This is a genomic window from Polaromonas sp. YR568, from assembly GCF_900116715.1.
In the GTDB taxonomy this organism is placed as follows: domain Bacteria; phylum Pseudomonadota; class Gammaproteobacteria; order Burkholderiales; family Burkholderiaceae_C; genus Polaromonas.
Window position 1 is genome coordinate 41,537 of sequence record NZ_FPBM01000009.1, and the last position, 13,435, is coordinate 54,971.

Below are 13,435 nucleotides of genomic sequence, written 5' to 3' on the forward strand. Positions count from 1 at the left end.
TCAACATGAACCAAGACCTCTCCATTGTCAGCCTCATCCTCAATGCCAGCTGGGTGGTGCAGGCCGTGGTGGCGCTGCTGGTCGGCGTCTCCATTGCCAGCTGGGCCGCGATCTTCCGCAAGATCATTGCACTGAAGAAGGTGCAAAAACTCAACGACGAATTCGACCGCGAATTCTGGTCCGGCACCAGCCTGAACGACCTCTTTGCCGGCGCCGCCCAAAACGCCAAACACTCCGGCCCGATGGAACGGATTTTTGCCAGCGGCATGCGTGAATTCCAGAAACTGCGCGAGCGCCACATCACCGACCCCGGCACCTTGCTGGACGGCGCACGCCGCGCCATGCGCGCCAGCTACCAGCGTGAACTCGACGCCATTGAAGCCAACCTGTCCTTCCTGGCCACGGTCGGCTCGGTATCGCCTTACGTAGGCCTGTTCGGCACGGTCTGGGGCATCATGCACGCCTTCACCGGCCTGGCGGCTCTGGAACAGGTCACGCTGGCCACGGTGGCGCCCGGCATTGCCGAGGCACTGGTGGCCACCGCCATCGGCCTGTTCGCCGCCATCCCGGCAGTCGTCGCTTACAACCGCTTCTCGCACGACATCGACCGCGTGGCCAACCGGCTGGAGACTTTCATTGAAGAGTTCTCCAACATCCTGCAGCGCAACCTGGGCGCCCAATCACCCTCAGGCCACTAGAGCTGTAAGGAGACCGCGATGCCAGCAGTCAACTCCCGCCGCGGCCGCAGCCGGCGCACCATCAGTGAAATCAACATGGTGCCGTTTATCGACGTCATGCTGGTGCTGCTCATCATCTTCATGGTGACGGCGCCGCTGATCACGCCCAGCATGATCGCCCTGCCCAAGGTCGGCAAGGCGCCCAGCCAGCCGCAGAACCCGGTGCAAATCCTGATCAGCAAGGACGAAACCGTGCAGATCAAGATCAAGACCGACAGCGTGCCCAGCAATGTGCGCAACGTCGCCGCCGACATCGCGCGGCTGGAGCCGGCCGTGAAGGCCGAAGGCGCGCAGGCTGTGCCCGTGGTGATCAGCGCCGACAAGTCCATCAAGTACGAAACCGTGGTCCAGGTCATGGACAACCTGCAAAAAGCCGGGGTGTCACGCGTGGGCCTTTCGGTGCAAACCGGCAACAAGTAGCCGCCAGGCCGACCAGAGTTCGCCATGCCCAGCGCCGCAGACCGCCTTGAATTTGGCCCGCCCCGCGACTCGGGGTCGGTGCGCGCATTCGGGCTGGCGCTGCTGGCTCACCTGCTGCTCATGGGGGCTCTGACCTGGGGCATTAACTGGAAGCGCACTGACAAAGCCGCTTCGTTTGAGGCCGAAATCTGGTCCAGCGTTCCCGAGGCTGCGGCGCCCAAACTGATTGAAGCGCCCTCCACGCCACCGCCGCCACCCGCGCGCCCCGCGCCTGTAGTCACAGCGCCGCCCGCACCCAAGGTCGATATCGCGCTGGAGCAGGAGAAAAAACGCAAGCTGCTGCAACAACAAAAAGAAGAGGCCGAGAACCAGCGGCAGGCAAAGCTCAAAGCCGAGCTGCAGGCGAAGAAAGAAAAAGAGCTGAAAGACCAGAAGGCCAAGGAAGAGCTGGCCAAGCGCAAGGCCGCCGAAGACGCCAAAAAGGCCGAAGCGAAAAAGCAGGACGCCAAAGAGGACGAGAAGCAAAAGCAGGCTGAAGCCGCGGCGAAGAAGCAGCGTGATGACAACATCAGGCGCATGATGGGCCAGGCCGGCGCTACCGGTGGCGCGACTGCGACGGGTACGGCCACAGCGTCCAAAGGCCCGTCAGCCAGCTACGGCGGCAAGGTCAGGGCCAAGGTTGTTCCCAATATCGTGTTCACCGATGACATCACCGGAAACCCCACCGCCGAGGTGGAAGTGCGCACCACGCTGGACGGCACTGTCCTCAGCCAGCGCCTGGTGAAATCCAGCGGCAACAAGGCCTGGGATGACGCGGTGATCAAGGCCATCATCCGCACCGGCACCATGCCGCGCGATGTGGACGGCCGGGTTCCGACGCCCATGATCCTGGAATTCAGGCCTAAAGACTGAAATTGGCCAGATTTGGCCAAAACGTATCCGCTATCAAAAAACTAGCAGCTTACGCTCGTCCTGATTGGACTAGAGCCCGATTTCACTCATAGACAATCTGCACAAGCCCCCGGTCGGCCTGCGCCATCCAACTGGCCAGCGCCGCATCTGTCGGGAAGAATTTGGCGGCTTCGCCCAGCTGAACCTCGGCTGTTGCACCGCCCACATTGTTTTGCCGCCTGAGGCTCAGGCGCACCGGCAGGCCGCGAACAAGTTCGCCCTGGTCTGACATTTCGCGGCGCGGCGGAAAATCGCGCACCAGTCTTGAAATGTCGGGTGCGCTGCCATTGACGGCCACGCGCAAATACTTGCCGAATTTGCAGCGGGCGGTCTCCAGGTCCCACACCTGCGTGACCTTGAAACGGCGGCCGAAGCGCTCGGATGCGCCTTGCAGCGTGCCCTGCACGATGACCAGCTCGTCATCCTTGAGCAGGTTGCGATTCGCGTTGAACACGGTTTCGTCGACCGACGCTTCAAGCACGTCGGTCTTGTCGTCGAGCTTGAAAATAATCAGCTTGCCGCGGTTGCCATTGATGACACGCAGGTCACTCAAAATGGCGGCCAGCAGTTGCGGCTCGCGCGAGTCGATCAGGTCTTCCAGCTTGCGTTTGGCGAACTGCCGGACTTCGGTCTCCACCTCGTCAAACAGATGGCCCGAGAGGTAAAAGCCGATCGCGGTTTTCTCCTGCACCAGCCGCGCCTTCACACCGAAAGGCATGGCCTCGACCAGCGGCGGCTCCTGCGTGCTGGCCGCATGCGAGTCGGACATGTCAAACAGTCCGCCCTGGTTGGCATTGGCTTCGGTCGCCACGGCAAATTCAAAGGCGCGGTCCACCGACGCCAGCAAGGAAGCGCGGTTGAGCTGCAGATTGTCGAAGGCGCCGCCCTTGATGAGTGCCTCGACCGTACGTTTGTTCAGCCGGCTGCGGTCCACACGCACGCAAAAATCGTAGAGCGAGGTGAAAGGGCCGCCCTCTTTGCGCGCCGCCACGATGGCCGCAATCGCCTGCTGGCCGGTGCCCTTGATGGCCCCCAGGCCATAGCGCACCGAAGTCGCGCTGATAGGTTCAAACCGGTAGTCGCCGCGGTTGATGTCAGGCGACTCGAACTGGATGCCCATCTTCTGCGCGTCACCGAACAAGACCTTGAGCTTGTCGGTGTCGTCCATTTCCACCGTCATGTTGGCGGCGAAGAATTCGGCGGTGTAGTGCACCTTGAGCCAGGCCGTGTGGTAGGCCAAAAGTGCATAGGCGGCGGAGTGCGACTTGTTAAAGCCGTAGCCCGCAAACTTTTCCATCAGGTCGAAAACCTCGTCGGCTTTCTCCAGGCTCAGGCCGCCCTCGCCCGCGCCCTTGCGGAACACCTCGCGCTGGGCGTCCATCTCTTCTTTTTTCTTCTTGCCCATGGCGCGGCGTAGCAAGTCGGCACCACCCAGCGAATAGCCGCCCAGGATCTGCGCGGTCTGCATCACCTGCTCCTGGTAGACCATGATGCCGTAGGTCTCTTCCAGGATGGCCTTGACGCGCGGGTCCGGGTATTCGGGCACTTCCTTGCCCTGCTTGCGCGCGATGTAGGTCGGGATCAGCTCCATCGGCCCTGGCCGGTAGAGCGCATTCATGGCAATCAGGTCTTCAAGGCGGTCCGGCTTGGCGTCTTTGAGCATGCGCTGCATGCCGATACTTTCAAACTGGAACACGGCTTCGGTCTGACCCCTGCCGAAGAGCTCGTAGACCTTGCGGTCATTGAGCGGCAGGTCTTCAAACTTGAAGTCCTTTTGCGCCGGGTGGCGGGCAATGATGAACTCCCGGGCAATTTCCAGGATGGTCAAGGTCGCCAGGCCCAAAAAGTCGAACTTGACCAGGCCAATGGCCTCCACGTCGTCCTTGTCGAACTGGCTCACGGCGGAATCGCTGCCGGGCTGGGCGTAAAGCGGGCAGAAGTCGGTCAGCTTGCTGGGTGCAATCAGCACACCCCCGGCATGCATGCCGACGTTGCGGGTCAGGCCTTCGAGCTTTTGCGCCAGCTCCAGCAGCGTGCGCACGTCTTCTTCCTTGCGCTCGCGCTCGGCCAGGATGGGCTCCTGCTCCTTGGCTTGTTCGATCGTGATGTGCTGGCCCGGCTTGTTGGGGATCAGCTTGGAAATGCCATCGCAAAAGCCGTAAGGGAAGTCCAGCACACGGCCCACGTCGCGGATGGCCGCGCGCGCGGCCATGGTGCCGAAGGTCACGATCTGACTCACGGCATCCTTGCCGTATTTGTCTTTCACGTAGTCAATCACGCGGTCGCGATTGCCCTGACAGAAGTCGATATCGAAGTCGGGCATGGACACCCGCTCCGGATTCAGGAAGCGCTCGAACAGCAGGTTGTACTGCAGCGGGTCCAGGTCGGTGATCTTCAGCGAGTAAGCCACCAATGAGCCCGCACCCGAGCCCCGGCCCGGCCCCACCGGGCAACCGTTGTTCTTGGCCCAGTTGATGAAGTCGCCCACGATCAGGAAGTAGCCCGGGAAGCCCATCTTCAGGATGGTGTTGATCTCGAATTCGAGCCGCTTCACGTATTCGGGACGCTTCTGGTCGCGCACCGCCGCGTCGCGGTACAGGTGCGCCAGGCGTTCTTCCAGCCCTTCGAACGAGGCATGGCGGAAGTATTCGTCGATCGGCATGCGCACGCCATTGACTTCAGGCGTCGGGTAGTCGGGCAGCATGGGCTTGCCCAGCTCCAGTGTGAGGTTGCAGCGCCGGGCGATTTCCAGCGTATTGGCCAGGGCGGTCGGCACATCGGCAAAAAGCTCTGCCATCTGCGCGCTGGACTTGAAGTACTGCTCACGCGTGAACTTGCGCACCCGGCGCGAGTTGCCAAGGATTTCACCTTCCGAGATACAGACGCGCGCTTCATGCGCCTCGTAGTCGTCGTAGGTCAAAAATTGCACCGGGTGCGTGGCCACCACCGGCAGCTTGAGCCGCGCCGCCAGCTGAACGGCGGCCGTGACATGGCGCTCATCGTCAGGCCGTTGGGCGCGCTGCAGCTCCAGATAAAAGCGATGGGGGAAGAGGCTTGCAAAGTACAGCGCGCATTCCACTGCGCGGGCGCTGTCGCCCTGCACCAGTGCCTGGCCCACGGCCCCGCCCTGCGCGCCCGACAAGGCAATCAAACCCTCGTTAAGCTCCTGCAGCCATTCGAGCTTGACCACCGCCTGGTCGCGCACCACGTTCTTGGTCCACGCACGTGTGATGATTTCGGAGAGATTGAGGTAGCCCTGGCGGCTTTGCACCAGCAGCAGCAGGCGGGCGGCGGGCGCACCGGCGTCTTTACCCGGCACTTGCACCCAGAGATCGGCGCCTATCAGCGGTTTGACGCCGGCTCCGCGGGTTTCCTTGTAGAACTTGACGGTGCCGAAAAGATTGGAGAGGTCGGTGATGGCTAGTGCGGGCTGCCGGTCTGCAGCGGCGGCGGCTACGACTTCATCGATGCGGTTGGTGCCGTCGACGACTGAAAATTCGGTGTGAAGGCGCAAATGGACAAACATGCGAGTCATTTTAGGGCCGGGGCTGCCCGCTTAGGCGCCACTACACCGTGCAATGCCTTGCATGCCTCCCTACAATCCACCAGATCATGCAAATTCTGAACATTGCAGCCTATAAATTCGTCACGTTGGCGGATCCTGCGGCGCTGCAAGCCAGCCTGGCCGAAGTCCTGCAGCAGCGCGCCATCAAGGGCACGGTGCTGCTGGCGGAAGAAGGCATCAACCTGTTCCTGGCAGGCCCGGCCGGCGATATTCATGATTTTTTGGCATGGTTAAAACGGGATGCCCGTTTTACCGACCTGGAAACCAAGGAAAGCTGGTCAGGCGCCCAGCCCTTTCGCAAGCTGCTGGTCAAGGTCAAGCCGGAGATCATCCGCATGAACCACCCCGCCATCCAGCCGGCTGCGGGCCGCGCGCCGGCGGTAGACGCCACGACGCTCAAGCGCTGGCTGGACGCCGGGCACGACGACACCGGCCGTCCGGTGGTCACGCTGGACACACGCAATGACTTTGAGGTGGATGTCGGCACCTTTCACAATGCCATCGACTGGCGCATCAGCAAGTTCACCGAATTTCCCGGAGCGCTGCTGAACCACCGGCAGGAACTGGCCGGCAAAACCGTGGTGAGTTTTTGCACTGGCGGCATCCGCTGCGAGAAGGCGGCCATCTTCATGCGCGAAGCCGGTGTCGACAATGTTTTCCAGCTCGAAGGCGGCATCCTCAAGTACTTCGAGGAAAGCGGGCATGCGCATTTCGAGGGCGAATGTTTTGTTTTTGACGAGCGGCGCGCGCTGGACCCGGCCCTCAAACCCCAGGTCAGCCCGACGCCCAAACCGCCCGGCCCCAACCCTTCCGGCCGCCGGCACGCGGCGGTCGGGGCCTTGTCTGACAGTTGAGCCCCAAACGCTGTGCGAAGCTTTTTGAGTCGCCCACAGCGCCCACCCGTTTTCAGCCAGCCGTTACCCCTTCCCAAACGGTATTCACACGGTAGCCACCATGCTTAAAGAATCGTCCCATTCACGCGCTGCCTCCGCTCAGCCCCTGCCTTCCGCGCTGGCGGCACGCTTCAGCGCAGTGCGCCAGCAGACCGAGGCCTTGATCAAACCACTCAGCCCCGAGGACTGCCAGCTGCAATCCATGCCGGATGCCAGCCCTGCCAAATGGCACCTGGCGCACCTGACCTGGTTCTTCGAAACTTTCATCCTGGAGCGCTTTGAGCCCGGCTTCACGCCTTTCGACGCCAGCTTTCGCGTGCTGTTCAACAGCTACTACAACGGCGTAGGCGACAAATACCCGCGGCCCAAACGCGGCCTGATCAGCCGGCCGTCGCTGGATGAAGTGCTGGCCTACCGCGCACAGGTCAACCTGCGCATGCTGGAAGTGATTGCGCGGGTCGAGTCCGGCTCAGATGCCGCTCAGCAACGGGAACTGGCCGAGCTGGTCACCCTGGGCCTGCACCATGAGCAGCAACACCAGGAACTGCTGCTGACGGACATCAAGCATGCGCTGTCGTTTAACCCCGCACGGCCCGCTTATGCAAGCCGCTGGCCCTTGGCCGGCATCCATCCGCAGCCGGTGAACTGGCTGCGCCATGAGGCGGGCCTGGTGGAGCATGGCTTTGACGCTGCACGCGACGGCGAATTTGCCTTTGACAACGAGACGCCTCGCCACAAGGTGTATGTGGCGGCCTTCGAGCTGGCCAGCCGGCCGGTGACCAACGGCGAGATCATGGCTTTCATCGCCGACAAGGGTTACCAGCGGCCCGAGTTGTGGCTTTCCATGGGCTGGGACTGGGTAGTGGAAAACAAGGTCGGCCTGCCTTTTTATTGGCAGGGGAATGAAGGACACGAGGGCCGCTATCAGCACTTCACATTGCAAGGCCTGATCGATGTGGACCCGCACACGCCGGCCTGCCACCTCAGCTACTTTGAAGCCGACGCTTTCGCGCGCTGGGCTGGCGCGCGGCTGCCGACCGAATTCGAATGGGAGCTCGCGGCTCGCAGCGTAGCGGCCAGTCCGGCGCCGCAAGGCAACTTCGTCGAAAAGGCCGCCTACCACCCGCTGCCGCAGCAGGAAAGCAGCCAGGGCATGCCGGCGCAGATGTTTGGCGATGTCTGGGAATGGACGCAGTCCAACTACAACCCCTACCCCGGCTACAAGCCCTGGGAAGGCCTGGTGGGCGAGTACAACGGCAAGTTCATGTGCAACCAGTTTGTGCTGCGCGGCGGCTCGTGCGCAACGCCGCAAAGCCACATACGCGCCAGCTACCGCAACTTCTTCCCGCCCGACGCACGCTGGCAGTTCAGCGGCCTGCGGCTGGCACGCGACCTGCCGCGCTAAGCCAGCTCAGTCGCGCAAAACGCCGAGCACGTCGGAGTTGAATTCGCGGTTGTAGAGAATCAGCACGACCACCGCGGTGGCCAGCGCAAATGCAAAGGTCGAAAAAAACCAGGCCATGATGGCAAAGCTGAAGTAGTAGCCCCGCAGCCCGTCGTTAAAGGTCTCCGCCGCCAGGCCCACCATGCGGCTGGCGCGCGTGGCGAAGGCCTCGCGGTCAAACTTGCCGACCTCAAACTCCTGCGGCGACGGCATGGAGCCAATCAGCAAGGCCACAAAGGTGTACTGGCGCATCGACCAGCTGAAACGGAAAAAGGCGTAGACAAACACGCCCACCATCATCAGCACCTTGAGGTCAAAAATCAGCACCGAGGTGCGCACGGCAAACGGAATCTCGCGCACCAGTTCGGCCGCCTTGTCCGTAGTCCCCAGCAGGGCGAACAAGCCGCCGATGATGATGATCGTGGTCGACGAAAAAAACGCCGGCGTGCTCGAAAGATTCTGCGTGATGATGCCGTCTATCACCCGCGGGTCGCGCGACGTGGCTTGCAGCAGCCAGTAGTGCCGGTAGCGATTGGTGGTGAGCAGCAAAGACGAGCGTTTGACGCCGTAATTCCGGGCAAACCAGGCGTAGCCCGCCCAGCCCAGAAAGAACCAGACAATCGCCATCCAGTCGGTCCAGGGAAGCAGCGTAAAAATTTGCATCGCGTGATCTCAACTGGCCGTGAATTTCCGCTCAGGCAGCGGGATAAACTCAGTCTCGCCAGGTACCTGCCCCATGGTTTGAGCGGCCCAGTCTTCACCCGCCTGCACGATGCGCTCTTTGCGGCTGGAGACGAAGTTCCACCACATAAAGCGGTGCGCATCCAGCGCGTCGCCGCCTATCACCACCAGGCGCGTCGCAGCATTGGCGCTGAGTTGCACCGCAGCACCGGGCGAGAGAGTCGCCAACGTGTGCGCAGCCAGCGGTTCACCCTCCACCAGGAGATCGCCATCCACCGAATACAGCGCCATCTGCTCCGCAAGCGGCGGCAAGGTGAACGGCGTACCGGCCGTGAGCGCTACATCCAGGTAAAGGGTTTTGGAGAAAGTCTTGACGGGCGAAGTCTTGCCAAACGCCTCGCCAATCAGGACGCGCACGGCCGAACCGTCGACAGTTGCCGTTGGAATCGTCTCCGCCGGCGTGTGCGAAAACCCTGGCGCCGTTTCCTCAAACTCCTTGGGCAAAGCCGCCCACAGCTGCAGGCCGTGGTTGACATACGCGGTGCCGCGCAGGTCTTCCGGCGCGCGCTCCGAATGCACAATGCCGCGCCCTGCCGTCATCCAGTTGATGGCGCCCGGCTCTATGCGCTGGGCAGAGCCCAGGCTGTCGCGGTGCATCATCGCGCCCTCAAACAGGTAGGTCACCGTCGCCAGGCCGATATGCGGGTGTGGCCGCACGTCGTGGTTGGTCCCCGGCTGTTCGGTCACAGGGCCAAAATGATCAAAGAAAATGAAGGGGCCGACGGACTGCTGCTGCGCCGAAGGCAGCAGGCGGCGCACCATGAAACCGCCGCCCAGGTCCTTGTGATGCCCTGTCAGTTTCAGTGCAACGCTCATGCCAGGCGCTCCACCTCGGTCGTGATTTCCGTTGTCACGGTGCTCATGAGTTTGTGCACCGGGCATTTTTGCGCCACGGTATGCAGCTCCTGCAACTGGGCGTCGGTCAAAGCGCCCTTGATCTGGAGTTTGGTGGCCAGCTTGTAAACGCCGGCGCGCTCCTGGGAGTCGTCGCGCTCCACACGCGTTTTGATCTCGTCGACAGGAATGCCCTTCTTGCGGGCGTACCACATCACCGTCACGGCCTTGCAGGCGCCCAGCGCCGCGTCATACAGGTCATGGGGCGAGGGGCCGGCATCGTCGCCGCCTTCTGCGAGCGTGGCGTCGCTGATCAGCTCGTGGCTGCGGATTTGCAGATGCTGTGCCAGCTCTGCTGGAAGGTTGCGCCTGAGTTCAACGGTCATGACAATTCCTGTAAAAAAGAAAGATGGATCAGGGAGCGAATCGCGCGGCGATGCCCGCCACGCGCTGCCCGAAGTTGCGGGCATTGTCGAGGTCACCGGCATTCATTTCGCCGGCGCCGGCATCAGAGGGAGATTGTGCGACAGCCCCGCTGTATGAGCCCAGGTAGTTGGCATCATTGCGTACCGCCGCCTTGCTGTTGCTGGGCAGCACGCCCTGGCTGACCCAGATGCCGCCATGCTGCATGGCCAGGGTAAAAAGGTAATTCAGCGTGGACATCTTGTCGCCGCTGATGGCGGCGCTGTTGGTAAAGCCGGCAAACAGCTTGTCTTTCCAGGCCTCGGCATACCAGGGCTTGGAAGAAGCATCGGCAAATTTCTTGAACTGCCAGCTGACGCTGCCCATGTAGGTGGGCGATCCCATGATGATGGCGTCTGCGGCGTTCAGCATCTCCCACCCACCTTCGGGCAGGTTGCCGTCCCCATCGATCGCCAGCAGTTCGGCATCTGCGCCTTGAGCCACTGATTGCGCCATGCGCTGGGTATGGCCATACCCGGAGTGGTACACCACGACAATTTTTGGCATTCAGTCTCGCTTGGGTGAAAAGAGGAAAAAGAAGAAAAGATGAATCGGAAATGCGTTCAAACGCAGCCAAAAAAAACAGGCTGCGGCGGCGCATCATGCACCACCGCAGCCTTGTGGGCGTGGATCAGCCCCTGGTCTTGCCGTCCAGGCTCCAGGCGCCGCCGCCGAAAGCCGCGATGCTGAACAGGCCGCCGGCGATCGCCATGTTCTTGAAGAACATCATTTGTTGCGTGGGGTCAGTCCAGAACGCATGGAAGATGCAGGTGATGACGACCGTGAAGAGGCCGATGGCCAGCGCGGCCCAGCGTGTCTGAAAGCCCACCGCCAGCAGGATGCCCAAGCCGAGCTCGACCGCGATGGCAATAGCGGCAGCGACTTCGGGCAGCGGCACGCCCTTGGACGCGATATAGCCTACCGTGCCCGAAAAGCCGGCAATCTTGGAAAAGCCGGCAGGGACAAACAGCAAGGCCAGCAGCAGACGGCCGATCAGGGACAGAGGGTTTTGCAGGGAATTGAGCATGGTGAGTCCTTATAAAAAGTAAACGGGGAAATGATGGAGGAAAAAAACACTCTGGGCAAGCGCTGTACGCCTGTACGCTTTCAGCGCTTGCCCCGGGTGATGGGTTACAAGGTGTTATCGGGCCTCAGTGCACTCAGTGCATTAAGGCGCCAGGTCAAACACCAGCACTTCGGCGTCCTGGCCATTGGCCAGCGTCAGCGTGCCTTCGGACTGCAACGCCGCGGCGTCGCCGGCCTTTAACACCTGGCCGTTGACTTCAAGCTGCCCGCGAATCAGGTGCACATAGGTCTTGCGCGTGGCGCCCATGGCCAGAGTCGCCGTTTCGGCGCCGTCAAAGAGGCCGGCGTAAATCCTCGCGTCGGCATGAATCAACACCGAGCCCTGGCCGCCATCGGGCGATGCCACCAGCCGCAAGGTTCCGCGTTTTTCGGCGTCGGCAAACGTCTTTTGCTCGTAGCTGGGGGGAATGCCCGTCACATTGGGTTCGATCCAGATCTGCAGGAAATGCGTGGTCTGGCCTTCTGCGTGGTTGAACTCGCTGTGCTGCACGCCCGTGCCTGCGCTCATGCGCTGCACGTCACCGGGCGGGATGCCTTTGATGTTGCCCATGCTGTCTTTGTGGGCCAGCTCACCGCTCAGCACGTAGCTGATGATTTCCATGTCCTTGTGGCCGTGCGTGCCGAAGCCGCGGCCGGCGGCAATGCGGTCTTCGTTGATGACGCGCAGGTTGCCAAAGCCCATGTGGGCCGGGTCGTAATAGCCGGCAAAAGAAAAGGAATGAAACGACTTGAGCCAGCCGTGGTCTGCGTAGCCGCGTTCGCTGGAAGTTCTTAAGGTCATCATGAGGTGCTCCTTTCAAGGTGCGTTGGAAACGAGTGAAAAACAGGTGAAGTTCGTTTGTGATGACTCCAATGTAGGTTTCAAGGGCCTGCTTTCCATTGCTCCTGTTTGATGGCATCATTCAAATTATTTGAATCATCTTGAGTTCAGTGAACAACAATGGCAACGATCAATAACCGGGTGCGCGACGCGCTGACGCCCGAAACCATCAGCCTGATAGGCGCCGTGGACCGCGCGGGCAGCATGGCGGCCGCCGCGCGGGAGCTGGGGGTGGTGCCCAGCGCCCTCACCTACCGCATCCGCCAGGTCGAAGACGCACTGGACGTATTGCTGTTTGACCGCTCTTCCCGTCAGGCCAAGCTGACCGAAGCCGGCAAGGAGTTGCTGCGCGAAGGCAACCGCCTGCTGGCGGAGCTTGACGCCGTGGCCAACCGCGTCAAGCGCGTGGCGACCGGCTGGGAGCCGGAACTCACGCTGGCGGTAGACAGCGTGATCTCGCGCACAACGGTGATGGAGCTGTGCGAGGCCTTTTTTGCGCTGAACCCGCCTACCCGCCTGCGCATACGCGAAGAAGCGCTGTCAGGCACGCTTGAGGCGCTAACCTCGGGCCAGGCCGACATCGCCATCGGCGTGGCCATCGAGCCGGCCGTCAACACTGCGGTGCTACACAAGACGCTGGGCACCATTCATTTCATTTATGTGGTGGCGCCGCACCACCCGCTGGCCAAGGCCGCCGAGCCGGTGACAGACGACATGCTGATGCCGCACCGTGCCGTGGCGGTGGCCGACTCGGTGCAGCGCGGCAGCGGCGTCACCATAGGCCTGCTGGGCGGGCAGGACATTTTTACCGTGCCCGGCATGCAGGAAAAGCTGCACGCACAGCTGCGCGGGCTGGGCGGCGGCTTCCTGCCCGAATACCTGGCGCGCCCGCATGTCATCACCGGCAGGCTGGTGGAAAAGCGCATGCAGCGCGCGCCGCGCCAGGTGCCCATGAGCTATGCGTGGCTGCGCGCATCCGACGGCAAAGAGGGGCGCGCGCTGCAGTGGTGGCTCAAGCAGCTGGAGAATGCCGGCACGCGAAAAGCGCTGCTGGAGCGCGAGCAGTCTGTATGAAAACCCGTAGTCGCGACGCAATCCGTGCGCATACGCCGCGCCTGCGTGTAGAGTGTGCCTAGAACCTGTTTACGATTTAAACGGGGCCGCGTTGGGGTGCAATCGGGATGAGTGGGCCGACCGGGCACGCTGCTTGGGCTCATGCCCATGCAAGTGACCGGGTGGCTCAATCGCCCGATTTCACCCCAACCCGGAGGGCAAGCGCCTTCTCGGGCGGTCTGCGGCGTTGCGGCGCTAGCCCATAGCGGTGCTATGGGCAGCGCACCGCGCCTTGCATCCCATCCCGATAAGGTGCTTGCGCGGCGCCGTTTAAATCGTAAACAGGTTCTTAATTTTCGTTTATGGTTGAGATGAGATGACCAACGCCGGGGGCCGTGAGCTGCATGCGAAAGCCGCAAGCCGCCCCAT

The 13,435-nt window shown here is 62.0% G+C and carries 13 protein-coding genes; 6 read left to right on the forward strand and 7 right to left on the reverse strand.

Going from position 1 to position 13,435, the window contains the following annotated elements:
- The first annotated feature begins 5 nt into the window (after positions 1-5).
- The 3 genes from tolQ to tolA are packed head-to-tail and all read left to right on the forward strand — an operon-like array spanning position 6 to position 2,069.
- Positions 6-698, forward strand: a complete 693-nt coding sequence (gene tolQ, locus BM408_RS17620; RefSeq protein ID WP_092131466.1) for a protein TolQ — start codon at positions 6-8, stop codon at positions 696-698.
- A gap of 18 nt (positions 699-716) precedes the next feature.
- Positions 717-1,157 (forward strand): biopolymer transporter ExbD, encoded by a 441-nt coding sequence (locus BM408_RS17625; RefSeq protein WP_092131467.1) that lies wholly within the window; start codon positions 717-719, stop codon positions 1,155-1,157.
- A 24-nt stretch (positions 1,158-1,181) separates the two neighbouring features.
- Positions 1,182-2,069, forward strand: coding sequence for a cell envelope integrity protein TolA (tolA, locus tag BM408_RS17630; RefSeq protein WP_092131469.1), 888 nt, complete (start codon positions 1,182-1,184; stop codon positions 2,067-2,069).
- Positions 2,070-2,151: 82 nt separating this feature from the next.
- On the opposite strand, the gene dnaE is transcribed toward tolA, so the two are convergent.
- Positions 2,152-5,634 (reverse strand): DNA polymerase III subunit alpha, encoded by a 3,483-nt coding sequence (dnaE, locus tag BM408_RS17635; protein ID WP_092131470.1) that lies wholly within the window; start codon positions 5,632-5,634, stop codon positions 2,152-2,154.
- Between the two features lie 83 nt (positions 5,635-5,717).
- Between dnaE and BM408_RS17640 the strand changes: the two genes are divergently transcribed.
- A complete protein-coding gene (locus tag BM408_RS17640; protein WP_175541840.1) occupies positions 5,718-6,527 on the forward strand; it encodes a sulfurtransferase in 810 nt (269 codons plus the stop codon).
- Between the two features lie 100 nt (positions 6,528-6,627).
- Positions 6,628-7,971 (forward strand): ergothioneine biosynthesis protein EgtB, encoded by a 1,344-nt coding sequence (gene egtB, locus BM408_RS17645; protein ID WP_092131473.1) that lies wholly within the window; start codon positions 6,628-6,630, stop codon positions 7,969-7,971.
- Between the two features lie 6 nt (positions 7,972-7,977).
- Here egtB and BM408_RS17650 read toward each other — a convergent pair whose 3' ends face one another.
- From BM408_RS17650 to BM408_RS17675, 6 genes are all read right to left on the reverse strand, one after another.
- Positions 7,978-8,673, reverse strand: coding sequence for a DUF599 domain-containing protein (locus tag BM408_RS17650; RefSeq protein ID WP_092131475.1), 696 nt, complete (start codon positions 8,671-8,673; stop codon positions 7,978-7,980).
- A 9-nt stretch (positions 8,674-8,682) separates the two neighbouring features.
- Entirely contained in the window at positions 8,683-9,567 is an 885-nt protein-coding gene (locus BM408_RS17655; protein ID WP_092131476.1) for a pirin family protein, read from the reverse strand.
- Positions 9,564-9,971: an OsmC family protein gene (locus BM408_RS17660; RefSeq protein ID WP_092131478.1), complete on the reverse strand. Its 408-nt coding sequence runs from the start codon at positions 9,969-9,971 to the stop codon at positions 9,564-9,566. Before BM408_RS17660 ends, BM408_RS17655 begins: the two co-directional genes overlap by 4 nt.
- Positions 9,972-9,999: 28 nt before the next feature.
- On the reverse strand, positions 10,000-10,554 hold the full coding sequence (locus BM408_RS17665; protein ID WP_092131479.1) for a flavodoxin family protein: 555 nt from the start codon (positions 10,552-10,554) through the stop codon (positions 10,000-10,002).
- A gap of 124 nt (positions 10,555-10,678) precedes the next feature.
- Positions 10,679-11,074, reverse strand: coding sequence for a DoxX family protein (locus tag BM408_RS17670; RefSeq protein WP_092131481.1), 396 nt, complete (start codon positions 11,072-11,074; stop codon positions 10,679-10,681).
- Between the two features lie 141 nt (positions 11,075-11,215).
- Positions 11,216-11,917 (reverse strand): pirin family protein, encoded by a 702-nt coding sequence (locus BM408_RS17675; protein ID WP_092131482.1) that lies wholly within the window; start codon positions 11,915-11,917, stop codon positions 11,216-11,218.
- Positions 11,918-12,073: 156 nt separating this feature from the next.
- Here BM408_RS17675 and BM408_RS17680 point away from each other — a divergent pair, with 156 nt between their 5' ends.
- Positions 12,074-13,027, forward strand: a complete 954-nt coding sequence (locus BM408_RS17680) for a LysR family transcriptional regulator (protein ID WP_092131484.1) — start codon at positions 12,074-12,076, stop codon at positions 13,025-13,027.
- The last annotated feature ends 408 nt before the right edge of the window (positions 13,028-13,435 follow it).

Bases quoted from the DNA above. Each gene is read 5' to 3' on its own strand.
- tolQ (WP_092131466.1), top strand. From the start codon at position 6: ATGAACCAAGACCTCTCCATTGTCAGCCTCATCCTCAATGCCAGCTGG.
- BM408_RS17625 (WP_092131467.1), top strand. From the start codon at position 717: ATGCCAGCAGTCAACTCCCGCCGCGGCCGCAGCCGGCGCACCATCAGT.
- tolA (WP_092131469.1), top strand. From the start codon at position 1,182: ATGCCCAGCGCCGCAGACCGCCTTGAATTTGGCCCGCCCCGCGACTCG.
- dnaE (WP_092131470.1), bottom strand. From the start codon at position 5,634: ATGTTTGTCCATTTGCGCCTTCACACCGAATTTTCAGTCGTCGACGGC.
- egtB (WP_092131473.1), top strand. From the start codon at position 6,628: ATGCTTAAAGAATCGTCCCATTCACGCGCTGCCTCCGCTCAGCCCCTG.
- BM408_RS17650 (WP_092131475.1), bottom strand. From the start codon at position 8,673: ATGCAAATTTTTACGCTGCTTCCCTGGACCGACTGGATGGCGATTGTC.
- BM408_RS17655 (WP_092131476.1), bottom strand. From the start codon at position 9,567: ATGAGCGTTGCACTGAAACTGACAGGGCATCACAAGGACCTGGGCGGC.
- BM408_RS17660 (WP_092131478.1), bottom strand. From the start codon at position 9,971: ATGACCGTTGAACTCAGGCGCAACCTTCCAGCAGAGCTGGCACAGCAT.
- BM408_RS17665 (WP_092131479.1), bottom strand. From the start codon at position 10,554: ATGCCAAAAATTGTCGTGGTGTACCACTCCGGGTATGGCCATACCCAG.
- BM408_RS17670 (WP_092131481.1), bottom strand. From the start codon at position 11,074: ATGCTCAATTCCCTGCAAAACCCTCTGTCCCTGATCGGCCGTCTGCTG.
- BM408_RS17675 (WP_092131482.1), bottom strand. From the start codon at position 11,917: ATGATGACCTTAAGAACTTCCAGCGAACGCGGCTACGCAGACCACGGC.
- BM408_RS17680 (WP_092131484.1), top strand. From the start codon at position 12,074: ATGGCAACGATCAATAACCGGGTGCGCGACGCGCTGACGCCCGAAACC.